The organism is Streptomyces sp. OfavH-34-F (assembly GCF_022347745.1).
GTDB lineage: Bacteria > Actinomycetota > Actinomycetes > Streptomycetales > Streptomycetaceae > Streptomyces.
The window spans coordinates 1-24719 of the sequence record NZ_JAKRGC010000073.1; the positions used below are offsets into that span (position 1 = coordinate 1).

General features: G+C 72.1%; 21 protein-coding genes. 11 read left to right on the forward strand and 10 right to left on the reverse strand.

The genetic code is table 11. The features are described from left to right. On the forward strand, positions 1-3031 hold a 3031-nt coding region (locus MHW47_RS13960; RefSeq protein WP_239223350.1), incomplete at its 5' end, for a glycoside hydrolase family 3 N-terminal domain-containing protein. Positions 3032-3129: 98 nt separating this feature from the next. Continuing rightward, positions 3130-4560: a hypothetical protein gene (locus MHW47_RS13965; protein WP_239223352.1), complete on the forward strand. Its 1431-nt coding sequence runs from the start codon at positions 3130-3132 to the stop codon at positions 4558-4560. A 53-nt stretch (positions 4561-4613) separates the two neighbouring features. On the opposite strand, the gene MHW47_RS13970 is transcribed toward MHW47_RS13965, so the two are convergent. From MHW47_RS13970 to MHW47_RS13995, 6 genes are all read right to left on the reverse strand, one after another. Further along, positions 4614-5045, reverse strand: a complete 432-nt coding sequence (locus tag MHW47_RS13970; RefSeq protein WP_239223354.1) for a S26 family signal peptidase — start codon at positions 5043-5045, stop codon at positions 4614-4616. A gap of 10 nt (positions 5046-5055) precedes the next feature. Beyond that, complete coding sequence (locus tag MHW47_RS13975) at positions 5056-6960, reverse strand: ABC transporter ATP-binding protein (protein ID WP_239223356.1); 1905 nt, start codon at positions 6958-6960, stop codon at positions 5056-5058. After that, a complete protein-coding gene (locus MHW47_RS13980; protein WP_239223358.1) occupies positions 6957-7490 on the reverse strand; it encodes a redoxin domain-containing protein in 534 nt (177 codons plus the stop codon). Before MHW47_RS13980 ends, MHW47_RS13975 begins: the two co-directional genes overlap by 4 nt. 62 nt (positions 7491-7552) lie before the next feature. Next, positions 7553-8116 carry a MauE/DoxX family redox-associated membrane protein gene (locus MHW47_RS13985; protein WP_239223360.1) on the reverse strand — a complete coding sequence of 188 codons (564 nt, stop codon included), beginning with the start codon at positions 8114-8116 and terminating at the stop codon, positions 7553-7555. 84 nt (positions 8117-8200) lie between these two features. Beyond that, the gene (locus MHW47_RS13990; RefSeq protein ID WP_239223362.1) at positions 8201-8401 is read right to left on the reverse strand and encodes a hypothetical protein; all 201 of its coding nucleotides are present in this window, start codon (positions 8399-8401) and stop codon (positions 8201-8203) included. 244 nt (positions 8402-8645) lie between these two features. After that, complete coding sequence (locus MHW47_RS13995) at positions 8646-10271, reverse strand: adenosine deaminase (protein WP_239223364.1); 1626 nt, start codon at positions 10269-10271, stop codon at positions 8646-8648. Positions 10272-10595: 324 nt separating this feature from the next. Here MHW47_RS13995 and MHW47_RS14000 point away from each other — a divergent pair, with 324 nt between their 5' ends. From MHW47_RS14000 to MHW47_RS14015, 4 genes are all read left to right on the forward strand, one after another. Then, entirely contained in the window at positions 10596-11447 is an 852-nt protein-coding gene (locus tag MHW47_RS14000; protein ID WP_239223366.1) for a GH25 family lysozyme, read from the forward strand. Between the two features lie 135 nt (positions 11448-11582). After that, positions 11583-12755 carry a glycoside hydrolase family 3 N-terminal domain-containing protein gene (locus MHW47_RS14005; protein ID WP_239223367.1) on the forward strand — a complete coding sequence of 391 codons (1173 nt, stop codon included), beginning with the start codon at positions 11583-11585 and terminating at the stop codon, positions 12753-12755. Between the two features lie 232 nt (positions 12756-12987). After that, on the forward strand, positions 12988-14898 hold the full coding sequence (locus MHW47_RS14010) for a LamG-like jellyroll fold domain-containing protein (protein ID WP_239223368.1): 1911 nt from the start codon (positions 12988-12990) through the stop codon (positions 14896-14898). Between the two features lie 123 nt (positions 14899-15021). Next, complete coding sequence (locus tag MHW47_RS14015) at positions 15022-15666, forward strand: trans-aconitate 2-methyltransferase (protein ID WP_239223369.1); 645 nt, start codon at positions 15022-15024, stop codon at positions 15664-15666. Here MHW47_RS14015 and MHW47_RS14020 read toward each other — a convergent pair. Beyond that, complete coding sequence (locus MHW47_RS14020) at positions 15663-15914, reverse strand: DUF397 domain-containing protein (RefSeq protein ID WP_239223370.1); 252 nt, start codon at positions 15912-15914, stop codon at positions 15663-15665. The genes MHW47_RS14015 and MHW47_RS14020 overlap by 4 nt on opposite strands. After that, entirely contained in the window at positions 15911-16735 is an 825-nt protein-coding gene (locus MHW47_RS14025) for a helix-turn-helix transcriptional regulator (protein WP_239223371.1), read from the reverse strand. The genes MHW47_RS14020 and MHW47_RS14025 overlap by 4 nt, the downstream gene beginning before the upstream one ends. A 111-nt stretch (positions 16736-16846) precedes the next feature. Here MHW47_RS14025 and MHW47_RS14030 point away from each other — a divergent pair, with 111 nt between their 5' ends. From MHW47_RS14030 to MHW47_RS14040, 3 genes are all read left to right on the forward strand, one after another. After that, entirely contained in the window at positions 16847-17335 is a 489-nt protein-coding gene (locus MHW47_RS14030) for an ATP-binding protein (protein WP_239223372.1), read from the forward strand. A 14-nt stretch (positions 17336-17349) separates the two neighbouring features. After that, the gene (locus MHW47_RS14035; RefSeq protein ID WP_239223373.1) at positions 17350-18921 is read left to right on the forward strand and encodes a methyltransferase domain-containing protein; all 1572 of its coding nucleotides are present in this window, start codon (positions 17350-17352) and stop codon (positions 18919-18921) included. Between the two features lie 84 nt (positions 18922-19005). After that, on the forward strand, positions 19006-19551 hold the full coding sequence (locus MHW47_RS14040) for a DinB family protein (RefSeq protein ID WP_239223374.1): 546 nt from the start codon (positions 19006-19008) through the stop codon (positions 19549-19551). Positions 19552-19625: 74 nt separating this feature from the next. Here the strand turns inward: MHW47_RS14040 and MHW47_RS14045 are convergent, their stop codons facing one another. Together MHW47_RS14045 and MHW47_RS14050 are read right to left on the reverse strand one after the other, a co-directional pair. Next, entirely contained in the window at positions 19626-20243 is a 618-nt protein-coding gene (locus tag MHW47_RS14045; protein ID WP_239223376.1) for a YceI family protein, read from the reverse strand. Positions 20244-20363: 120 nt separating this feature from the next. After that, the gene (locus tag MHW47_RS14050) at positions 20364-21593 is read right to left on the reverse strand and encodes a glycoside hydrolase family 64 protein (RefSeq protein WP_239223378.1); all 1230 of its coding nucleotides are present in this window, start codon (positions 21591-21593) and stop codon (positions 20364-20366) included. Positions 21594-21870: 277 nt separating this feature from the next. On the opposite strand from MHW47_RS14050, the gene MHW47_RS14055 reads away from it, so the two are divergent. Both MHW47_RS14055 and MHW47_RS14060 read left to right on the forward strand, forming a co-directional pair. After that, positions 21871-23265 (forward strand): serine protease, encoded by a 1395-nt coding sequence (locus MHW47_RS14055; RefSeq protein WP_239223379.1) that lies wholly within the window; start codon positions 21871-21873, stop codon positions 23263-23265. Continuing rightward, positions 23262-24719: serine/threonine-protein kinase (locus MHW47_RS14060; RefSeq protein WP_239223380.1), on the forward strand; the 1458-nt coding region annotated here is incomplete at its 3' end. The genes MHW47_RS14055 and MHW47_RS14060, both read left to right, overlap by 4 nt.

Sequence of the window (24719 nt, forward strand, 5' to 3'; positions counted from 1 at the left end):
GGCCGCCGCCACCGTGCTGGCCGGCCTGCTCGCCGGGGCCGCCCCCAGCACGGCCGCCCCGGCCGCAGACGAACCGGCGCCCGTCGCCGTCGACCGCTTCGAGGGCGAGGTGCCCTTCGCCACCCAGCCGGCCGAGGGCATCTTCACCTGGGGCGGCGACGCCGACGACCCGCCCACCCTCGCCCTGAAGGACCGGACCGACGCCCCCGAGGGCGCCAAGGTCCTCGAAGGCACCTACGACATCAGCGGCTACGGCGGCTTCAGCCACGACTACGCCGCCGACCAGCCGGCCCACGACTGGTCCGCCCACAAGGGCATCCGCTTCTGGTGGTACGGCCAGAACACCGCGCCGCTGCCGCCCGGTTCGGGCAAGCGGATCGCCTTCGAGATCAAGGACGGCGGCGCCCACGGCGAGGCGTCCGAGCTGTGGACCACCTCGTTCACCGACGACTGGGAGGGCTGGCACCTCGTCGAGATCCCGTTCGCCGACTTCACCTACCGGGGCGACTACCAGCCCGTCGGCGGCATCGACCAGGTGCTCGGCCTGAACGAGATGTGGGGGTACGCCCTCACCCTGCCGCCCGGCGCCCCCGGGAAGTTCGCCATGGACGGCGTGGAGCTGTACGGCAAGGCCGACGCGGCGCTGAAGGCGAGCGTCGTCACCGAGGCGGCGGTGGTCCCGGTGAAGCAGGGCGCGACCGCGTCCCTCGGCTTCACGCTCACCACGACCGGGTCCGTCCCGCTGGAGGAGCCCGTCACCGTCGCGTACGCGACGAAGGGCGGAACGGCCGAGTCCGGCACCGACTTCACCCCGGTCAGCGGCACGTACACCTTCCCCGCGGGCACCGCGTCGGGCACCACGCACCACGTGGCCGTCGCGACGAAGAAGACCCCCGGCGCCTCCGCGGCCAAGACGATCCCGCTGGAGCTGACGGTCACCGGCGCCCGGCCGCCCAAGGAGAACCCGCAGGCCGTCATCGACGCCCACGGGCTGCCGTACCAGAACCCGAAGCTGCCGGTGAAGAAGCGCGTCGCCGACCTGCTCGCCCGGATGTCGCCCGCCGAGAAGGCCGGCCAGATGACCCAGGCCGAGCGCAACGCGCTCGCCTCGCAGGGCGACATCGCGACCTACGACCTCGGCTCGCTGCTCTCCGGCGGCGGTTCGGTCCCCTCGCCCAACACCCCCGAGGCGTGGGCGAAGATGATCGACGGCTACCAGCTGCGCGCCCAGGCCACCCGCTTCCAGATCCCGCTGATCTACGGCGTGGACGCGGTGCACGGCCACAACAACCTGGTCGGCGCGACGATCATGCCGCACAACGTCGGCCTCGGCGCCACCCGCGACCCGAAGCTGGCCCGGAAGACCGGTGCCGTCACCGCGAGCGAGGTCCGCGCGACCGGCGTCCCGTGGGACTTCGCCCCCTGCCTCTGCGTCTCGCGCGACGAGCGCTGGGGCCGCTCCTACGAGGCGTACGGTGAGGACCCGGCCCTCGTGGAGTCCCTGGAGACGGTGATCCAGGGCATGCAGGGCGCGGCCGACGGCAGGGACCTGGACCGCAACGACAAGGTGCTGGCCACCGCCAAGCACTACGTCGGCGACGGCGGTACGGAGTACGGCTCGTCGACCACCGGTTCGTACACGACCGACCAGGGCGTCACCAAGGTCACCCGGCAGGAGCTGGAGGCCGTCCACCTCGCGCCCTTCGCGGACGCGGTGAAGCGGGGCGTCGGCACGGTCATGCCGTCCTACTCCTCGCTGGACATCATCGGGGACGACCGGGGCCCGGTGAAGATGCACGGCGACGCCGAGATGATCAACGGTGTCCTCAAGGACCGCATGGGCTTCGAGGGCTTCGTCATCAGTGACTACAAGGCGATCGACCAGCTCCCCGGCGACTACGCGAGCGACGTGCGCACGTCCGTCAACGCCGGGCTCGACATGATCATGGTCCCGACCGAGTACAAGGACTTCACGAAGACGCTCCAGGACGAGGTCGCCGCGGGGCGCATCCCGCAGTCCCGGATCGATGACGCGGTCGCCCGCATCCTGACCCAGAAGTTCAAGCTGGGCCTCTTCGAGCAGCCGTACGCGGACACCGCCAACCTGGAGAAGATCGGCTCGGCGGAGCACCGGGCCGTGGCCCGCGAGGCCGCCGCCAAGTCGCAGGTGCTGCTGAAGAACGACGGCGGCGTACTGCCGCTCAAGTCGACGCAGAAGGTGTACGTGGCCGGCTCCAACGCCGACGACATCGGCAACCAGGCCGGCGGCTGGACGATCAGCTGGCAGGGCTCGTCCGGCGCCATTACCCCGGGCACCACCATCCTGTCCGCCATGAAGAAGGACGCCGCCTCCGTCACGTACTCCAAGGACGCCTCCGCCGACACCGCCGGCCACGACGTGGGCGTGGTCGTCGTCGGCGAGACCCCGTACGCGGAGGGCGTCGGCGACGTCGGCAACGGGCACGACCTGAAGCTGTCCGACGCCGACCGGGCCGCGATCGACAAGGTCTGCGCCGCGATGAAGTGCGCCGTCCTGATCGTCTCGGGCCGCCCCCAGCTCATCGGGGACCAGCTCGACGGCATCGACGCACTGGTCGCCTCCTGGCTGCCGGGCTCCGAGGGCGACGGCGTCGCCGACGTCCTCTTCGGCAAGCGGCCCTTCACCGGGCAGCTCCCCGTGAGCTGGCCCCGCTCCGAGGCGCAGCTGCCGATCAACGTGGGCGACACGGCGTACGACCCGCTCTTCCCGTACGGCTGGGGCCTCACCACCCTGCGCAAGCCCCCGGCCGGCGGCGAAGCGACCCTCGCCGGGCTCGCCCTGGCCGCGAAGGTCGCGGAGCACAGCGGCCTGGGCCGGACCGAGGTGGGCCGGGAGATCGTCGGCCGGGCCCGGCTGCTGGTCCAGCAGAAGACCGGCGGCACGCCGACCGCGCGGGTGTCCAAGCCGTTCGCGGACGCCGACCACCTGCTGCTCACCGGTGATCTGACCGGTGCGGTGGCCGCGCTCAGGGCGGCCTACCGGGCCGCCTGACAGACGCGGGACGGGCGGGCGGCCTCTCCGGTCAGGGAGACCGCCCGCCCGTTTCGTACGCGTGTGCGGCAGCGGGGGTGAGCCGTTAGCGTGGAAGCATGCGGAACCGGCCGCTCCACACCCGTGCGGCCCCGGCGTTCCTGGCGGGGCTGCTGATGGTCCTGTCCGTCCTCGCCCTCTTCCTGGCCCCGGCCGCCGTCCCCGCCGCCCCGGCCGCGACGGGTGCCTCCACCGTCGAGGACGTCGCCCGCGCCCTGCGCCGGGGGCCCGTCTACGTGGACCCGGCCGCGGCCGACCAGCTCTCGCGGGGCCAGGCCGCCGCGCTCGGCGAGAAGATCGAGAAGGCGGACAAACCGGTCTTCGTGGCCGTGCTGCCGGACACCGAGGCATTCCCCGAAAACACCGTGCTGCGCACCCTGCGCACCGAGACCGGGATCACCGGCGTCTACGCCATCCGCCTCGGCGACGCCTTCAGCGCGGGCGCCGACCCGCAGGTCATGTCCCGCAACGCGGTCATCAACCTCACCGCGGCCGTGCAGACGCCCGGCGCGGACACCGACGCGGCGACCCAGCTCAACGCCTTCGTCGACCGGGCCGTCGAACAGGCCCGGGGCAGCGCCCCCGCCTCCTGGAGCGGCGGCGACCACGCCGAGCCCGGTGGCGGCGCGACCGCCGTCGGCCTGGCCGTGACCGGGGCCGTGGTCGTCCTCGGCGGGGCCGCCGCGTACACCGTCGTACGCCGAAGGCGCGAGCGCCGGCGGGCGGAGGCGCGGGCCGCGCTGGAGAAGCTGCGGGTCGTCGTGGACGAGGACATCACCGCGTACGGGGAGACCCTGGAACGCCTCGACTTCCACCCGGCGGAGGCCGGCGCCGACGACGCGATGCGCGCCGACTACGAACGCGCCCTCGACTCCTACGAGAGCGCCAAGTCCCGGATGGCGGGCGCGCGACACCCCTCGGACGTGCGCGGGGTGACCGAGGCCCTGGAGGAGGGGCGCTACTCGCTCGCCGTGCTCGACGCCCGCCGATCCGGCCGCGAACTCCCGGCCCGGCGCCCGCCCTGCTTCTTCGACCCGCGCCACGGCCCGTCGGTCGCCGACGTCCGCTGGTCCCCGGCGGGCGGCAGCGCCCGCGAGGTCCCGGTGTGCGCGGCGGACGAGGTGCGGCTGCGCGAGGGCGAGGCGCCGCTGAGCCGGACCGTGGACGCGGGCGACGGCACCCGCCGCCCGTACTGGGAGGCGGGCCCGGCCTACGGCCCCTGGGCGGGCGGCTACTTCGCGGGCGGGCTGCTGCCCACCCTGCTGGTCGGCACCATGCTCGGCTCGATGCTCGCCACCCCGGCGTACGCGGCCGAGTACGGCGGCGGCGACTTCGGCGGCGACTACGCGGGCGGCGACTTCTCCGGCGCCGACTACGACCCGTCCGGCTTCGACGGCGGCTTCGGGGACGGCGAGGGCTTCGGGGACGGCGGGGGCTTCGGGGACGGCGGGGGCTTCGGCGGCGGCGGTGACTTCGGGGGCGGCTTCTAGTCCCCCGGCGGGGGCGTACCCCACTCAGCCCCGGCCCCCGCAGCCGCGTCCCCTCAGCCCCGGCCCTGCAGCCGCGTCCCCTCCAGCACGACGCCCACCACGTCCGACACCGGCAGTGCGCCCCACAGCCGGGAGTCCGTGCTGAACGGCGGATTGTCGCCCAGCACCATCAGCCGGCCCGGCGGCACCACCGCGTCCGGCGCCGCCCCGGTCGCCTCGCGGACCTCCGGCGGGACCGGATCGCCGGCCAGCGCCACCACCCGCTTCACCAGCAGCGGGCGGCCCGCCGGGCCCGGCGGCGGACGCAGCACCACGATCCGCCCCACGCGCGGCCGGACCAGCCCGCGCCGGACGAACAGCACCCGCTGCCCGTGGCGCAGGGCCGGGGTCATGCTCGGCCCGGACACCAGCAGCACCGACACGGTCAGCCGCAGCAGGAACAGCAGGACGGCGAACCCCGCCGCCGCGGCCGGCACCATCAGCATCGCGTCCCCCTCAGCCCCGGCCCGCCGGCACGTTCAGGTCCTGTCCGGCGCTCTCGTGCGGCGCCGCGCCGGAACCCGGGACAGGCCCCATCTGGTAGCCGTCCGCCTGGAGCGTGAACAGGCCCGCGTACTCGCCGCCCAGCGCCATCAGCTCGTCGTGGGCGCCCTGTTCGGCGACCCGGCCGGACTTGAGCACGATGATCCGGTCCGCCCCGCGCACCGAGCTGAGCCGGTGCGAGATCATCACGCTCGTCGCGCCCCGGCGCAGCTCCCGCAGCGAGTCGTGGAGCCGCTTCTCGGCCGCCGCGTCCAGGCCGGCGCTCGGCTCGTCCAGGATCATCAGCTCGGCGTCCCCGCGCATGAAGGCACGGGCGACCGCGACCCGCTGCCACTCGCCGCCGGACAGCGACTGGCCGGAGAGCCCCTGCTCCGTCTCGGGCAGGAAGATCCGGCTCAGCAGCGTGCGGTAGCCGGCGCCCAGGCGGCTGATCCGGGCGTGGATGCCTGCGGCCTTCGCGGCGTCCGTGATCCGCGCCGCGTCGTCCATCCGGCCGATCTGGCCCAGGCCGATGTTCTCCGACGCCGTCAGGTCGTAGCGGCAGTAGTCCTGGAAGACCACGCCCACGCGCTCGCGCAGCTTCTCCGGCGCGATCTCCCGGATGTCCTGCCCGTCCCACAGGATCGTGCCCCGCGTCGGGTCGTACAGCCGGCACAGCAGCTTCACCAGGGTGCTCTTGCCGGCCCCGTTCAGCCCGACGAGCGCGGTCGCGGCGTTGGCCGGGATGGTCAGATCGACGCCCTGGAGTACCCAGGGCGAGGTGTCGTCGTACCGGAACCAGACGTCCCGCAGCTCGATGCCCCGGGACAGCGGCGGCAGCGGGCGCTCCGCGGCCGGGCGCGGCAGGTCCGGCTCGACGTGCTGGAGGCGCAGGAAGAACCCGAAGGTGATCGACGCCTGGTAGGCGGCGCTGCCCGTGGTCGCGAGCTGGGCGACACCGGACTGCATCCCGGCCGTGGCGGCCAGGAACATCGACACGTCACCGATGGTCAGCGTGCCCGAGCGGACCGCGCGCACCGCCCACAGCAGGCCCGCCCCGTACACCGCGACGCCCAGCAGCAGCGGCGGCAGCCGGCGCACCAGGTTCAGCAGGTCGGTGCGGCTCTCGGCGGCGGACGCGGTCCGCAACTCCGCGCCGGCCCGGTCGCGGAAGAAGTCCTGGAGGCCGAAGAGGCGGATCTCCTTCACCGCGTCGGTGTCCGAGAGCAGGCTGCCGTAGAACATCTGGCGTCGGTTGCGCGGCATGTTGTCCTGGAGGACCCGCGCCCGCCGCTTGCCGGCCTGGAGCTGGGTGTGGAACAGCGGGAGGCCCATCACGACGGTGACCACGCCGAGCACCGGGTTGAGCACGAACACCGTGGCCAGGAACCCGGTCAGGGTCACCAGTGCCTGCAGGCTGTTCACGGCGGACCCGATCAGCAGGTCGGGCGCGGTGCCGCCGGCCTGCTGGGCGAGGCGCAGCTCGTCCTGGAAGGCGGGGTTCTCGAAGTGGCGCAGCCCCGGCAGCCGGTTGACGCCGTCGAACAGTTCGTCCTGGACGCGGATGCGGATGGCCCGGCTGTTCTGGCCGCGCAGGTACTCGCCGAACGCGGGGACGACGGCGAGCCCGAGGCTCGCGGCGATCAGCCAGAGCGTGATCCGGGTCAGCTCCTCCGCGGACGCCTGCTGGGCGATCCCGTCGAACAGCTCCCGCACCAGCAGGGCCACCAGCGTCGGCAGCAGCCCCGCGACGACGCTGGCCGCCGCGAAACCGGCGATGGTCCGGGGGCCGGCCCGCCAGGCGAGGGCGATGGCGGCACCCGCCGACCGCAGTGCCTGGAGGCCCTCGCCGCGCGGACCGGTCCCCTTCCCGCTCACCGGGGCGACGGGGTCGTCGGCACCGCGAGGGAGTCCACCGTCTCGCGCCCGGTGATACGACCGTCGGCGGCCACATTCAGGTAGCTGGGCCAGCGGACGATGCCGAACGCCTCCTGTGACGCTCCGGAGCCACCGGCCGGCTCGGTCACCACGCGGGCGACCGGAGCGAGCAGCTCGACCAGTTCCTTTTCGGCCGGACCGCCGCCCTTGACGAAGGCGAGCACCTGCTCCCGACCACCCGGAATGTTCTGCACCGCTTTCACGAAATCGGGTGCCTGGTCGCGGCAGGGGCGGCAGCTCGTGGAGAAGAAGCCGACGACGGCCTCGCCCTGGATATCGGCGCGGCCGATCGTCCCGTGTTCCAGGGTTTCCACCGTGAATTCGGGCAGCGGGGCGCCGTCGGGCAGGCGGTTCGCCGGTGGTTCGGTGTTACTCGTCGTGGATTGCGAGGAACGGCGGGCGACGGCCAGAGTGAGCAGAAGGTTGAAGAGGGAAAGGCAGCCGATGATGACGACAGCGGCGACAAGCATGATGAGGGGACCTCGATTCGGCGCTCACTGGACGGGGGAGTCCGGTCATAAGGAAAGGGAATTCAATGAGTGGGCCGGGTATGCGTCGCGCGAGGCCCGGAGAACACCTCGGCGAGCACATCGGTCGCGATGATGAGCGCGCTGGTGCAGACGGCCACGAACAATCCGAGGAGCGCCTGGGGAAACGCGGGGAAGAGCGCCGCCGTGGAATCGCGCAGCAGGGTGGCGGCGCATCCGGCGCCGACGACGAGGAGGAGGGCCGCGTTGCGCACGAGGTGGGCCGGGCCGACCGGGGCGGCGGAGACCCCGAAGCAGGAGCAGGAGGTGTCGATGGAGCGCGCGATCACCGACGCCAGGGCCGCGGTGAACGCGACGGTCAGTACGGTCGCGGCGGCGAAGGCCCAGGTGGCGAGCGGTGGAATCCAGACGGCAGCGGCGAGCGCGGCCTCCAGGATCGGCATGGCGACCGCGACCGTCCCGACCGTCCGCGCCGGCACCACCCGCATGCGCCGCACGGCGTCCGCGAACTCCCGGGGGGCGCGCGCCTTGCCCAGGGCGGAGGCCCCGAGGACCAGTGAGGCCACGCAGCAGCAGATGAGTCGGAGGTGTTCGGCCAGGGTGTTCATGGGATCTCCCGGAATCGGCACCCGCATTTTCCGCCGCCGCCCGTCGGCGGCGGCGGAAAATGCGTTCACACGAGGTGATACGGCTCAGCAGCCGCCGTACACGTAGGTGTACGTGCAGGTGGGCTTCGCGGCGCAGTTCCAGGAGCAGCAGAACTTCGTCACGAGGGTGTCGCCCGAACAGTAGACGGAGCTGCCGGCGGGGCACTGGCAGTACGCCTCGGCGGTTTCCTCGCGCAGCAGGCGGGAGAGCGCGCGGTCCGTCATGTCGAGAATTGCCTGAACCATTGATTCCTCCGGAAAAGTGGAGTGGATGCGTGGGTTGATTCAGCGGTTGAGATCTCGTGACGGGAACCTACCCAATGGCTCGATCGATTGTCTAGACCAACGGTGATCTCCGATTTAAGGAAATGGAACTCCGAATTCCGATGGCTGAATGCGGTCGGAAGTATGGCTGATTCGCGTTCTTGCAAAACCGAAAGGGCGCGGGACCGAAGTCCCGCGCCCTTCACGGTGCGTAGCGGTGGGCGGGTCAGCCGCGACCGCCGTGGGTGCGCTCGAAGGCCGCGAAGGCCGCCTCCTGGCGCCACTCGGTCGCCGCCTTCGGGCTGCTCGCGAGGTAGTTGGCGCAGCGCGCGCTCGGTGAGCCGCTACCGGGGCGGTCGGCCCGGCAGGCCGTCACCATGCGGTAGCCGGAGGGCGCGGAGCCGGCCGCCCACAGGCTGCGGCCGTCCCGGAAGGCGTACTCCAGCGAGGCGCGGGCCAGGTCCTTCAGCTCGGGGTACGAGAGGGCGTAGGTCTTCGCCGCGTACTGGTACTCGTGGCTGATGTCGATCCGCGAGACGCCCGGGTCGTCGGTGGACAGCACGATCGGCACCCCGTAGCGCCGGTACGCCTCGAACGGGTGGTCGTCGCCCGCGATGCCGAGGATCTGCTTGTTGCTGGAGAACGGCACCTCCACGGCGACCTGCCGCCGTGCCATCGTCCGGGCCAGCGCGCGCCAGTCGTTCTCGTGGACCAGGTCCACGCCGTGCCCGATGCGCTCGGCCCCGGCGACCCGCACCGCCTCGTTGATGTGGAAGGTCAGGTCCTCCGGCTTGACCAGACCGGGTGCCAGCTCACCGGCGTGCAGGGTGAGGTGGGCGCCCGGGTACTGCCCGCGCAGGTACTTCAGCATCCGCATCTGGAGGCTGTAGTTCTCCAGCGAGCTGTCCCAGTCCTCCGGCTGCACCAGGTTGACCGCGACGAACCGGGAGTCCCGCTCCGCCAGCCGCATGCCCACCGCCATCTGCGTGAACACCCGGACCGGCGAACTGCCGCGCGACACCTGCGAGATCCAGCGGACGGGCAGCTCGCAGGCGGCGGCCGGGCGCGGGGTGTCGCAGTGCGCGGCCTCGCGGAACTGGACGTCGGTGTCGTCGGCCTCCTTGACCGCCTCGTCCACCACCTTGTCCAGCTTGCCGCCGGCCAGCAGCTTGCGGTGCAGCGCGGCCGGGTCGGCGTCGTAGCCCACCGCGTCGGCCAGGGCCTTGGCGCTCTCGGACGCCGGGCTGACCATGGTCTCCAGGTAGAACTGGTTCTGCTTGACCACGGTGTCCGCCACGTTGGCCAGCATCTTGCCCCGCGCGTACCAGGTGGCCATGCCGAACTTGCCGAACGTGTCGAAGAAGTGGTCGTGGCCGGACTCGTCGGCCGGGAAGTCCTGCATCGACCAGGCCCGGATGATCTGCTGCCGGAACGCGGCGTCCGTCCGGGAGTCGGCGGCGGGCCGGGTGCCGGGGCCGCACGGCGGGGCCACGGCCGTCATCGTCGCGTCGATGCACAGCCCCTGCTCGATCGCCAGCTGCAGCAGGTACTCGGTGGTCACCGCGCCGGACAGGTGGTTGTGCAGGTCACCGCCCTTGGGCAGCGCCTTGAAGAAGGCCCGCAGCTGGGCCGGCCGGTCCCGTAGCGCGTCCAGGTAGGCGGCGGTGCGGCGCTCGGCCGGTGTCACCACGCGGGGCGAGGGCTGACCGGTGGCCCGTACCGCGCCGTCCCGCGCCGGAGCGGCGGCGGTCGCCGGGATGGCGGGGAGCAGGGTCAGCAGCGCGAGCGCGCCGCCGAACCCCGCCAGGAGGGGGGACTTGGGACGGCGTGCCGTCCGGTTGGTAGAGATCACCGACGCATGATCGCGTCCGTCCGGGCCGCTTTGTGCCGAATCATGCCCGAAGTAGGGCACGTTCACCCGATCGAGTGGGCGGCGGGGAGCGGGTCGCGCCGCCGCCGCACGGAAACTTTCCACCCTGGCACGGGTGTTCGCGCAGCTCACGCGAGCGGCGAGAGGTTTAGACCACTAGCGGGCGGCGGAAACGGTTTACCGGGGCGGGATTCTGTGGCTCACTGTGACGTGTTCGCGACAAGTAGACGCGCGTAGACCATGCGTGAAGCGTGCTGCCCGAGCGGCCGGACAGCGGCGGCTCCCCCCACCAGCAGGAGGCTCCTCATGACCACTCGCAACAGACTCACCTCGGCCGGCGTCATCGGCACCAGCGCGGCGCTGCTGCTCGGTCTGATGTCCGGCAGTGCCGCGTCGGCGCCGGTACCGGACAACCCCGTGCCCTACGGCAAGGGGTACATGGGCGTCGGCTACCTCCACAACAGCAAGGACTTCAAGCCGGACACCCGGCAGCTCGACACCACGCCGGACGCGAACATCAAGGCCAACCCCGTCGGCATCGACGTCTCCAGCTGGCAGGGCGGCATCAACTGGAGCTCCGTGCGCGGCGCGGGCATCGAGTTCGCCTGGATGAAGGCGACCGAGGGGCTGACGTACAAGGACCCGACGTTCAGCGCCAACTACTACAACGCCTACCACGCGGGCGTCATCCGGGGCGCGTACCACTACGCCCGGCCGGACGTCTCCGGCGGCGCGGCCCAGGCGGACTTCTTCGCGAGCAACGGCGGGGCCTGGTCCCGCGACAACCTCACGCTCCCCGGCGTGCTCGACATCGAGGGCACCTGCTACGGCTACTCCCAGACCGCCATGCGGCAGTGGGTGCTCGACTTCTACAACCGGTACAAGGCCCGCACCGGCCGTGACGTGGTGATCTACACCAGCCCCAGCTGGTGGAACACCTGCACCGGCGGCTGGACCGGCATGTACTCGCGCAGCCCGCTCTGGGTCGCCCACTGGACCTCGGCGGGCAGCCCCAGCATGCCGTCGGGCTTCCCCTTCTGGACGGTCTGGCAGTACACCTCCACCGGATCGGTGAGCGGCGTCTCCGGCAACGTGGACCGGGACCGCTTCAGCGGCGACCGCTCCCGCCTGCTGGCCCTGGCCAACAACACCCCGTGAGGTGAGGGCCGGCACCCGCTGCCATCCTGGACACGACCTCCGGCCGACGGGGGCGGAGACCGGAGCGGACCTCCCCGGCCGCTCCGGCCTCCGCGTGTCCCGACCGTTCCCCGACCGTTCATGAAGGAGCACGCCATGACCCCGTCCCTCAGCCGGCGCGGTGCCCTGCTCGCCGGAGCCGCGGCCCTGGCCGGCGGCCTCGCCCCCACCGCCGGAGCACAGGCGGCCCGCGGACCGGCGGAAGGCGCGCCGGCGAAAGACGCGCCAACGGCCGGCCGCCCGACCGGCGGCACCCGCCCCCACTACGCCGCCCTGTCCCCGCTGCAACGCGCCGGACGCTGCGTGATCCACTCCTACCCGGGGCTCACGCCGCCCGACTCCCTGATGGACGCGATCGCGCAGGGGCACACCGCCGGGGTGATCTTCTTCGGCGAGAACATCCGGGACCTGACCCAGATCGAGAGCGTCGTCAGGGCGATGAAGGCGGCCCACGCCTCGTCCCCGGTACAGGCCCCGCTCCTCCTGATGACCGACCAGGAGGGCGGCATGGTCCGCCGGCTGCCCGGCGAACCCGTCATGTCCGCCAAGGACGTCGGCGCCTCCGCCGACCCGCACCGGTGGGCCGACTTCACCGGCGAGGGCGCCGGCCTGAACCTCGCGGGCGTCGGCATGAACGTCAATCTCGCCCCGGTCCTCGACGTCTACCGCAAGAACGGCGACTTCACCGACCAGTACGAGCGCTCGTACAGCAAGTCGGCCGCCGCCGTGGCCAGTTGCTCGTCCACCTTCATCACCGCCCAGCAGCGCGAGGGCGTCGCCGCCACCGCCAAGCACTTCCCGGGCCTCGGCCCGGCGACCGCGAACCAGAACACCGATCTGCGCACCGTCACGATCGGCACCTCCGCCGCCACCCTGCGCGGCGTCGACATGGCCCCGTACCGGGACGCGATAGCCGCGGGCGTCAAGCTCGTCATGCTCTCCTGGGCCGTCTACACCGCCCTCGACTCCGCCCGCCCCGCCGGGCTCTCGCCGACCGTCGTCGGCGAACTGCGCAACCGGCTCGGCTTCACGGGCGTCACGGTCACCGACGCCCTGGAGGCCGGCGCCCTCGCCCCCTACGGCGGCACGTCCGCCCGCGCCGTGCGGGCCGCCGCCGCGGGCATGGACCTCATCCTGTGCTCGGCGCGCAGCGTCGCCCAGGGGGACGAGGCGGTGACCGCCCTCAGCGAGGCACTGGGCGGCGCGATCGACCCGGCTGCCTTCGAGGCGGCGGCGGCCCGCGTGAACGCCCTGCGCGCCGGACTGTGAGGGGGTGTCCTGCTGCCGGCCCTTCCGCCATGGTCTGCCATGGGGATCGGCTTGAAGTGACCTCTATCGTTCCCCCATGCGAATAGAAAGATCAACAGCACGGCGTGGGGTGGTCGCCCTGCTTTCCGCGGTGCTCTTCCTCGGTGCAGGGTCCGTGGGCCAGGCGTCCGCACTCGACACCGTGCCCGGAGACCCGGGGCACAACGCCCATACTGTCGAGCCGCTGCGTGTCATGACGTGGAACGTGTGCGGAGAGGCCGGTGGGGCCGGACCCTGGGCAACGGGGTACTGCCCGGAACGCAACACCCGGCTGCCCGACGGCACCAACACTCTGAAGAAGGCGGCGCAGATCTCCGAGGTCGTCACCGGGGAGAACCTGGATGCCGTTCTGCTTCAAGAGGTCTGCGCCGGCACGCGGAACAGCGACGGAGCGCGAGGTCCCAGTCAACTCGACCAGATCCTCGGCATGCTCAATCGAACGGGCACGTCTTGGAGCGCCGTATCGGCCATCACCCCGCGTCCGAACGGTGATTCCGACTGCCGGGGCAGCCTGTCGGGTGACGTGAGCGTGGCGATTCTGGCGAAGGGGGGTATCGACTGGAAGCGCGAGACGCAGCTGCCGGCACCAGCTGGAGTGCAGCAACGCGGAAAGGTGCTGTGCGCAGGGGTCGCCGGATGGGAGACCCATCTGTGCACGACGCACCTCACCAACTACGACACCTCCCTGCCGTCCGGTGAGGCCGCAGCGGCATACCAGGCACAGATCGGGGCGGTCTCCGACCAGGTGGACGACTTCCGGCAGGTCGTCCTGGGAGGTGACTTCAACACGCGGGTGCGTGACAGCCTGCAACCGCTGTACCGGACCTTGGCCGAATGTGACCAGCAGGGCTACTACGTCGGTGACACGCCGAATGAGATAACCAAGGTCACGAACGAGTGGCTTCCGACGGCGGACGGCACTCTTACGCAGGGAACGGTCCAGACCTCGAAGATCGACTACCTGTTCGCCACAGCCGGGTTCGGGAGCTGCGATTCCCTGCCCGAGCTGGCGGACAGCGCCGACTACTCCGCCCAGCCCGACTGCACCACGAGCAACGGGGCGGCCTGCGTGCCGAACGCCCCCTCCGACCATGCTCCGTTGCTCGGCACGGTGAAGGGCGGGCCACGCCTGAACTGGTCGCTCCGCAATGAGCAGGGTCATTCCGGTTCTGTGCAGGGTGGTGTCGGCTGGAGCACCGAACACGGAGGCGCTGCGGTGCTGGACGGAATGACCGGGGAGATCGACGCCGACGGCCCCGTCGTGGACACCACGCGGAGCTTCACCGTCTCCGCCTGGGCCAAGCTCGACCCGGACGCAGGCACCTCCGTGGTGATGGCGCAGGACGGCTCCAGGATCAGCGGCATGATGCTCTGGTTCAACCAGACGGACCGGACATGGCGGTTCGGCATGCCCAAGGCCGACAGCAACACCTGGGACATGGACCAGGCGATCTCCCGGACGCCCGCTGTGCCTGGCCGCTGGACCCGTCTCACCGGAACATTCGACGCGCTGAGTGGTGCCCTCACCCTGTATGTCGACGGTGTCCCGGTCGGCTCTGCCGACCACCCGGTGACTTGGCGGGCTACCGGAGACTTCACCGTCGGCCGCGACAAGGTGTCCGGCCGCGCCAACGCGTTCTGGAAGGGATCCCTCCAGTCGGTCACGACGTTCGATTACGCGATGACCGCCGCCCAGGTCGCCTCCGCGGCGGGAGCGCTCACCGCACCCACCCGGACCGGGACCGCCCCCGGCACGGAGACAAACGGGCCCGGGTGCCACAACGGGAGCTACACGGCCGGGGACTTCGGTACCGTCCCCACCACTACCCCCGAGCTGACCGCGTACGTCGCACACCCGGACCCCTCCCGCGATGTCTGGGCCGAATTCTCGGTCTGGGACAACACCGACCCGCAGCAGCCGCAGCCGATCTACCTGGGGGGCCCGGGCTCCGCGAGCGGCAAAGTGCTGGGGGAGGGCACGGTCTCGGTCCGGCCGACGCTGCTCGCCGGACACAAATACGGCTGGTACGTCCGGACCGTGGACGGCACCTCGGCCCCGTCGCCGACGGCAGCGGTCTGCCACTTCACGGTCGCTTCGTCGTGACCCGAGAAGGCGGCATCGTCAGTCAACAGGGCTGATCGGGGAACGGAGTCGCGTCATAGACTTCGCGACCATGACCTTCGAAACGGTGTACGCCGACGCGCCCGTCCGCTGGTAGCGGCACCCGTGTCCTCACCCGAGCCCGGCAGCACCGCTGACGTCGTCCGTACGTGGGACGCGCGCGCGGAGCACTATCTCCGGCTCTTTCGCGACGAGTTGGACGGCAAGCCGTACGACCTGGAGGTGCTGCGCGCGTTCGCGGAGCGGGTCGGGGCCGGTGGCCGGGTGTACGACGCGGGCTGCGGGCCCTGCGGTCACGTGACGGCTCTGCTCGCCTCGTACGGCCTCGACGTGCTCGGCATCGACCTGTCGCCCCGCTGCGTCGAACTCGCCCGGCGCGAGCGGCCCGGCTGCCGGTTCGCCGTCATGGACCAGGGCGCGCTCACCGGCGGCCCGCTCGACGGGCTGGTCGCGTACTACTCGCTGCACGACCGGCCCAAGCGGGTGCTGCCCGGGGTCCTGGCGGGCTGGGCGTCCGCGCTCCGTCCCGGGGGCCAGTTGCTGATCGTCGCGAAGGAGGGCACGTCGGACCAGGTCGTCGACGACCCGCTGGGCAGCGAACTGCGCGTCTACTGGGCGGAGTTCACTGCGGACGAGCTGAGTGCGGCGGTCCGGGAGGCGGGGTTCCGGCTCGACGGCCGCACGGTCCGCGAGGCGTACGAGGGCGAGATCCGGGCCCGTCGTGTCTACCTCGCGGCCACGAGGTGCTAGCTGTTCGCCCGGAGGAACGCGGTCCAGGCGGTGGGCGGGACGGTGAGAACGGGGCCGTCCGTCACCTTGGAGTCCCGGATGTGTACGGCGGCGGGGTGAGCGGCGACCTCGACGCAGTTGCCGCCCTGGTCGCTGCTGTAGCTGGACTTGCGCCAGTCGTAGGCGACCTCAAGGCAGTCGCCGCCCTGGCTGCCGCTGTAGCTGGACTTGAACCAAGTGAGTCCGGTGCCGTGTGCTGCGCGGGTCATCTCTCTCCAAGCAGGTGTTCCATGAGGCGAATGCTCTCTTCGGGTGAGAGCGCCTGCGATCGGAGCATCCCATACTTCTGCTGGAGCACGCTGACGTCGTTCGGGTCATCGTGGAGGACGCTGACCAGCTGTCCCTCCACGTAGGCGAGGTGGTCGTGGTCCGGGGTCTCAAGGAGAACCATGGGGCCATCGAGAGCAGCGTGCTTGGCCTGCTTCATCGGCATGATCTGAAATCCGATGAAGGGCAGCTCGGCACACTCGCGCAGGCGCCGGATCTGCTCGCGCATAACGGCGGGGTCTCCCAACTCGCTGCGCAGGATGCTCTCCTCCAGGATGAAGTGCAGCATGGGACGGGGCTTGCGGTCCAGGAGACGTTGCCTGCCGAGGCGGGCGGCCACTTGCTCTTCTTGCTCATCCGGCTCCAGGGGCGGGTACTGGCACGAGAAGACGAACCGCGCGTACTCCTCGGTCTGGAGCAGCCCCGGCACCACCTGATTCTGGTACGACATCAGGGTCACCGCCTCCTGCTCGTACTCGACGAAGTCCTGGACGAAGGCCGGAAACCGTTCCTTCTGCGGGACCTTGGCCACCGCGACCTGCAAGGCCCCCTTGGTTTCCAGGATGTCGTCCAGCAGGATGGCCAGGTCCATCTGGAGCGGGCGCCGTCCCTGCTCTACCGACGCGATCGTGTCCTCGCTGACGCGGCTGCGCTCGGCGAGTGCCGACTGCGTTAATCCCGCCGCCCTGCGGAACGTCGCCAACTGCGCGCCGATGAGGTGCCACGACGTCACGCGTTTCCTGCTGTTCTTCCCGCTCTTCATGCAGTGCCTCTCCCCGTCACGCGCCCTTGATGATCCGTCAGAGGTCGTACATCGGCGTTGTACGACCTGACGCACTGCTCGACAGTAGTGACAGCGTGTGACCTTTGCCTCATGAACGAAGGAACCCAACTCCTCGAATCCCGCGAAGCCTTCTACCGCCGTGAGCGCAGGTCCGTGCCGCTCGTACGGAAGTTCGTGGGGCAGGCCCTGGTCGACTGGGCGTGCGGGGAGCGCAAGGTGAACACGGACGATGTGCTGCTCTGCGTGAGCGAACTCGCGACCAACGCGCTCGTGCACGGGGTGCCGCCGGGGCGCGGATTCAAGCTGTTCCTGTACTGGGAGTGCGCCGGGGGCCGGCTGCGGGTCGAGATGCACGACAGCGGGGGCGGTGAGGTGGCCGAGGCGGCCGGGTGGCCGGAGCCCATGGCGGAGAGCGGGCGCGGGCTGACGCTGGTCGCCGCGCTCGCGGAGACGTGGGGCGTCGGGGAGCGGAACCCGGGGAAGATCGTCTGGTGCGAATTCGCGGCCCCGGCGCCCGTGCTTGCCGAACCGGCAAGGATGTTTGCCGGGCCGGCCGGGCGGGGCGCACCATCTCCGTAGATGGAGGTGCGCGCATGAGCGACATGACGCAGATGTACGACGTGGTGGTGGTCGGCGGCGGGGCCGCCGGACTGAGCGGGGCCCTCGCCCTCGGCCGGGCACGGCGCTCGGTGCTGGTGATCGATTCGGGCAGCCCGCGCAACGCGCCCGCGTCCCACGTCCACAACTACCTGGGCCGCGAGGGCACCCCGCCCTCGGAGCTGCTGGCGATCGGCCGGGAGGAGGTGGCCGGGTACGGCGTGGAGTTCCTGAGCGGCGAGGCGCTGGTGGCCGAGCGGCTGCCGGACGACGCGTACCGGGTGGTGTGCGCGGACGGCACGGCCGTGGCGGCGCGCCGGCTGCTGGTGACGACCGGGCTGACCGACGAACTCCCGCCGGTCGAGGGCCTGGCCGAGCGGTGGGGCCGCGAGGTGCTGCACTGCCCGTACTGCCACGGCTGGGAGGTGCGCGACGCGGCGATCGGGGTCATCGCGGTCAGCCCCATGGCCGTGCACCAGGCGCTGCTGTGGCGGCAGTGGAGCGAGGACGTCACGCTCTTCCTGCACCAGGGGCCCGAGCCCTCCGACGAGGAGTACGAGCAGCTCGCGGCGCGCGGCATCGCGGTCGTGGACGGCGAGGTGGCCGGCCTGGAGGTGGCCGGCGACCGGCTGACCGGGGTGCGACTGGCGGGCGGCCGGGTGGTCGAGCGGGCGGCCGTCGTCGTCCAGCCCCGGTTCACGGCCCGGTCCGGGCTGCTGGAGAGCCTGGGGCTGCGGCCCGTACCGCTGGAGATGGGCGGGCACACCCTCGGCTCGTACGTCGAGGCGGACCCGACGGGCCTCACGGCGGCGGCCGGGGTGTGGGTCGCCGGGAACGTGACCGGGCTGATGGACCAGGTCATCGGCGCGGCGGCGGCCGGGCTCAAGGCGGGCGCGGCCATCAACGGGGACCTCGTCCAGGAGGACACCCGGCGCGCCGTGGAGATTCGCAACACCCCCTCCGGCGCGCAGCTCTGGGACGACCGGTACCGCGAGAGCGACCGGATCTGGAGCGGCCGGCCGAACGACGTGCTGGTGCGCGAGGCCGGGGAGCTGAAGCCGGGCCGGGCGCTCGACCTGGGCTGCGGGGAGGGCGCCGACGCGGTGTGGCTGGCCGGCCGGGGCTGGCAGGTCACCGCGACGGACATCTCCCGGGTGGCACTGGCCCGCGCCGCCGAGCACGCGGCCGAGGCGGGCGTCGCCGACCGGGTGGACTGGCGGTTCCACGACCTGGGCGTCTCGTTCCCCGAAGGGGAGTACGACCTCGTCTCGGCGCACTACCTGCACTCCATGGGCGACCTGCCCCGCGAGCGCATCCTGCACCGCGCGGCGCGCGCGGTGGCCCCCGGCGGGGTGCTGCTGATCGTGGGCCACGCGGGCTTCCCGGCCTGGGACCACCACCACGCGGCCATGCACTTCCCGACCCCGGACGAGGTGCTGGCCTCGCTGGAACTGCCCGAGGGGGAGTGGGAGGTGCTGCTGAGCGAGGAGTTCGAGCGGGTCCAGAACGACCCGGACGGCAATCCGACCACCCGGACGGACAACACGCTCAAGCTCCGGCGGCGCTGAGGCCCGAATAGGACCCGATCTGACCTATACGGCTTCTACTGTCGTTCCTGACGGCGGAACAGGAACGACGGAAGGCAGCACATCATGAACGCCAGCAACGAGACGGCCACCGCGTCCACCGGTTCGGACGAGAACGCGGAGTTCCTCCAGGCGCTGGGCGAGCACCGTAACTTCCTGCGGTTCACCACCCGCGACCTCACCGACGAGCAGGCCGGGCAGCGGACCACGGTGAGCGAACTGTGTCTCGGTGGCCTCATCAAGCACGTCACCTCGGTCGAGCAGGGCTGGGTGGGCTTCATCGAGAAGGGCCCCTCGGCGATGCCCGACTTCACCGAGCTGACGGAGGCCGACTACCAGAAGCGGGCGGACGAGTTCCGGATGCTCCCGGGGGAGACCCTGGCGGGCGTGCTGGACGCCTACGCCGAGGCGGCCGCCCGCACCGACGCGCTGGTCGCGTCCCTGCCCGACCTGGGTGTCTCGCACCCCCTGCCGAAGGCGCCGTGGTTCCAGGCGGACACCCGCTGGTCGGCCCGGCGCGTCCTGATGCACATCATCGCCGAGACCGCCCAGCACGCCGGCCACGCCGACATCATCCGCGAGGCCCTGGACGGCCAGAAGACGATGGGCTGACGGGACACACCACCGCGCCCGCCGCCCGGTCCCGGTCACGGGAGGGGCGGCGGGCGCGGTGTGTGGTGCGGGGGTCAGGCGGCCTCGGGGGCCGTCTTGATGGCGGAGATGTCGAAGTTCAGCTTCACCTTGTCGCTGACCATGACGCCGCCCGTCTCCAGCGCCGCGTTCCAGGTCAGGCCCCAGTCGGAGCGCAGGATCTCGGCACTGCCCTCGAAGCCGACGCGCTCGTTGCCGTAGACGTCGGTCGCGGAGCCGTTGAACTCCAGGTCGATGGCGAGCGGACGGGTGACGTCCTTGATGGTCAGGTCGCCCGTGACGCGGTACTTGTCGCCGCCGAGCTGCTCGGCGGAGGTCGAGCGGAACGTCATCAGGGGGAACTTCTCGGCGTCGAAGAAGTCGCCGCTCACCAGGTGGCCGTCGCGGTCCTTGATGCCCGTGTCCACGCTGGCGATCTTCACGTCGATCGAGGCCGTCGAGTTGGCCGGGTCGCTGCCGTCCAGCGTGAGGGAACCCTCGTGCTCGGCGAAGGAGCCGCGCACGTTGGTGACCATGGCGTGACGCACGGTGAAGCCGATGCTGCTGTGCGCCGGGTCGATCGTGTAGTCGCCGGAGAGGGCGGCCAGGGCGGGATCGACCTCGGCCGTGGTCACGGCGGCGGCGGTGTCGTTCTTGCGGTTGAACAGAGCCATGGCTCCTCCTCGGGGACGAGGTCGGAGTGGGCCCGACCTGTTGTTTAACCTTCAACGAGATTCACTGTAGACCCATCTTGTTCAAAGTTCAACATCTACCGGCCGGGCCTCCCGGGAGCGTCAGGAACCGACACTCACCGTGAACCGCCTCGGGTTGCCGTCGTTCGCCGCCCCGGACACGTCCGGCCGCCCGTCCGGACGCACGTCGTCGTACGGGAACGCGTAGCCGATCGGGCTGTTGGCGTGGACGATCCGGGCCCAGTGGTTGGTCACCGCGCCCCGGTAGTAGTCGGCCGCCGAGGCCCCGTTCGGCTGGTCCGGGTGGCTCAGCATCAGCGAGCGGTTGAACCCCGCCGCGAGCCGGGCCAGCAGGGCCTTCTTGTCGTCGCTGTCCGCCGGGTTGTTGGTGAACGGCCCGTGGTTGCAGGTGAAGATGTCCTTCGAGGACGGCCGGGCGAAGGTGTGCCCGCCCTCGAACACCAGCGTGTCACCGCTCACCCGGCCGGTACGCACGCCCCGGCCGCCCTGGAGGTCGATCCGCAGGTCCGTCGAGCGGTACTTCTCCCAGACCTGGTCGACGTACCCCGTGAACAGGTCGCGGAACGGCATCTGGTCCGGGCGGTCGAAGTAGGGCGCCATCAGGTTCTGCGGGGAGATGACCCGCAGCACGCTGCCGTTCGCGCCGCGGGTCACCAACCGGTCCCAGGGCCGGCCGTCCGCGGCCGCCTGGGCGATGAGGCCGTCGGCGATCCGCTGTACGGCGCCGGCGGGGAGCGGGGCGACGGTGTGCGTGGCGTCGCCCTCCAGGGTCAGGCCGATCGGCAGCGCGGTCACCAGGTCGACGTAGCTGATGTTGGCGTACAGCTGCTGCGGGTTGAACGTGAACTCGCAGAACGACCAGGTGCGCCCGTAGTTCGGGTCCGCCGGGGTCGCGAACGCCGGCTCCACCAGGGCGGGCCCCGGATTCAGGTAGAAGTCCAGGGTGTCGTCCCGTACGAAGTACACCCGGGCCCCGAACATCTGGGGCAGCGTCAGCACGACCGGCGCACCGCCCGCCCCGTTCAGCGGGATGGCGCAGTCCACCGGCAGCGGGGTCTGCGGGGCGGCCGGGGAGTCCGGCCGGTAGACCCCGCCGCCGGCCCGCAGCAGCACCCAGCGGCCGGTGGCCTGCTCGTGGCCGGTGACATAGGCGTTGACGCGGCCCGGCAGCGAGCGGTTCACCAGGGCCAGTTCACAGGTGGCGGCGGACGCCGACGCCACCGGGCTCAGGGCGCTGCCCCACAGGGGGTAGGTCAGCGCGGTGGCGGTGGCGGCGGCCGAGCCCGTCAGAAACTTCCGGCGCGAGAACATACGGCGACTCCGGGGGTGAGTGGGGGGAGGTGGGGGTGCGACCACTGTCGCGAGCCCCGCCACAGGCGTCAAGACATGTGACTGAGAGCGCTCTCAGAATGACGAAGTCTTCACAACTCGACGCCTGTGGGCGCTACTTGGGGCTGCGCGCTCCATCGCCCCGCTCCGTCGTGATCAGAAGCCGAACACGGTGTCCGGCCACCGGAACCGGCCGTCCGCACCCCGTTGTGCGCGGACCCTGGGAAGGAACCGCTACGCACGCGTACGCTCGGGAACCATGGGGGAGTTGAGAGCGGACTGGCGGCTGCGGCTGCGCCCGGACGGCCCGCAGAACGCGGTGTGCGGCGCCGGCGTACTGATCACCCAGGACCGCGTCCTGACCTGCGCGCACGTCGTCGGCGACCCACACGCCCGGATGTGGGTGGAGTTCGCCGAGAACCCCGCCATCCCCCCGGTCGCCGCCCGCGTCGCCCCGGACGGCTGGCTGCCCGGCCGCCCTGGACCCGACCGCGAGGACATCGCCGTCCTCGCCCTGGACAGCCCCCGCCCCCAGGCCGAACCCGCCCCGCTCACCCGGCACCTCGAACGCGGCGGCGAGGTCTGGCTCGGCGGCTACGCCGCACCCTTCGACGCCGACGGCATGTGGCTCTCCGGCCGGATCAGCGGCCTCCACGGCGACTGGGTCCAGCTCGACGCCCGCACCAACGCCGAGGTGGTGCGCCCCGGCTTCAGCGGCGCCGCCGTGCACACCGGCCGCCGGGGCGCCCGCCCCGAACACGTCGTCGGGCTCGTCGTCAGCTGGCGCGGCGACCTGGAGCGGGAGCTGCCCACCGACAACGACCTCGCCTTCTCGTACATGATCCCCGTCGACCGCGTCGCCCACCTCGTCCCGCTGGTCGCCGAGCTGAGCGGCCCGGACGGCTGGGACCACGCCTTCGCCGACCGGCTGCGCCGCTGGTTCGCGGGCACCGACCAGCCCGCCGTCCGCTTCACCGTCGTCCCGGCCGGCGGCGGCCGCGACCGCACCCTGCGCCACCAGCTGCACCGGGCCCACCTCATCCACCACGGCGGCCGCACGCGCCCCGACGAGCTGGTGGACACCCTGGTCGCCCAGCTCCGGCCGCCCCGGTACCAGCGCAACCGCTACCGCGACTGGCTCCTGGAGGGCGGCGACGAACCCGAACGCTCCCTGGCCGGCCCGCCCGCCGCCGGACCCGTCCTCGCGGTGATCGGCCTGGACGAGGACCCCGACCCGGCCGGCCTCGTCCGGGTCCTGGCCCGCGTCCGCACCCTCGGCTTCCGGCTGCTCGTCGTCGTCCGCGGCACCGAGGGGCCCGGCCTGGACGCGGTGGAGAGCGCACTCCTCGTCCCCGCCCTGGACGAGCGCGCCGAGGAACTGCTGCGCCGCGCCGAGCACATGGAGCGCGTCTGGCTCCGCCTCGGCGCCCTCACCGACTCCGCGTCCGCCCCGCCCCGCCCCGGCGCCGACCCCGCCATCCGCCGGCGCCGCCTGCACGACCTGCGCGCGCTCCCCGACCCCCGCGACCGGCTGGCCGCGCTCAAACAGCTCTTACGCGACTTACGCGCCGACCTCACCGGACCCGGCGGCCACCCCGGACCGGCCGGCCCCGGCCTGCCGGAACAGCGCACCGGCCCCGCGGGGCGCCCATGAGGATTCCCTGCCCGCACCGCCGCTTCACCGGCGCCCCCTGCGACGGCGCCGTCCTGCCCACCGGCTACTGCGACACCTGCGGCCGCGACGAGACCGCCCCCGGCCTGCCCCCGCTGCCCGCCGCCCCCGAGGACCACGGCCCCGCCCGGCTCCTCGAACTCCCGCTCCTCGACCCGGGCAGCCCCGCCGAACGCCTGGCCGCCGCCGAACAGCCCGTCCGCATCGTGATGACCTGCTCCGCCAAGGCGTGCGGCGCCGCCTTCGTCCCGCCCTACACGGCCGCCCCGCCCCCGGACGAGGGCTACTGCCCGGTCTGCGCGGCGCCCTACTCGTACCGTCCCGAACTCACCAGGGACGGCCCGCCGCTGCAGAACCAGTACCGCATCCGGGGCCCCATCGCCCACGGCGGCCAGGGCTGGGTCTACCTCGCCGAGGACACCCACCTGGAGGACTTCGTCGCGGTCAAGGGCCTCCTCAACCGCTACGCCGAGCGCGGCGCCGCCCAGGCCGGCGAGGAACGCCGCAGCCTCGTCGCCATCCGCCACGAACGCATCGTCCAGATCCGCGACTTCGTCTCCACCACCAACGAGGACGGCACCGTCTCCGGCGGCTACATCGTGATGGAGGACGTCGGCGACCGCACCCTGTCCGCCGTCGTCGAATCCGTCCGCCGGGGCACCTTCGTCCTCGACATCGAGCACGTCCTCACCTACGGCTGCCAGATCCTGGAAGCCCTCTCCCACCTGCACGGCATGGGCTTCCTGTACGGCGACATGAAGCCGTCCAACGTCATCCACCACCTCGACGGCATCAAGGTCATCGACCTCGGCGGCGTCCGCAAGGCAGGCAGCGCCGACCCGCCGCCCGTCATCACCCCCTACTTCGCCGCGCCCGAGACCGACGGCACCCGGCCCCTCACCGTCGCCCACGACCTGCACACCGTCGGCGTCACCCTCGCCGAACTGGCCCGCTGGGCGGTCGGCGACGACGTGCCCGGACTCGGCCTCAGCTCCTTCCGGCTCGCCGTCGCCCGCGCCACCGCCGAGAACCCCGAGCAGCGGTTCGGTACCGCCGACGACATGGCCGGCCAGCTGCGCGGCGTGCTGCGCGAGATCCGCGCCCTGCGCGGCAAGCGCGACCAGCCCGAGCCCTCCGCCCACTTCACCCCCTCCGCCGAACTCCTCGGCGCCCGCCTCGGCTCGATCCCCGACTACGCCCAGTGGCTGCGCCGTCCGCCGCACCGCCGCAGCGAGGCCCCGCCCGCACCGGCCCTCGACCCGGGCACCCCCACCCCCACCGAGATCGCCCGCCGCCTCCCCGTGCCCCGGCCCTACCCCGGCGACCCGCAGGCCGCCCGCTTCGGCGTCAGCGGCTACGACCCCGGCCAGCCGCTCGCCCAGCCGGCCACCGGCGAGCGGTCCGTCGAGATCTGCCTGCACAACGCCCGGCTGCTG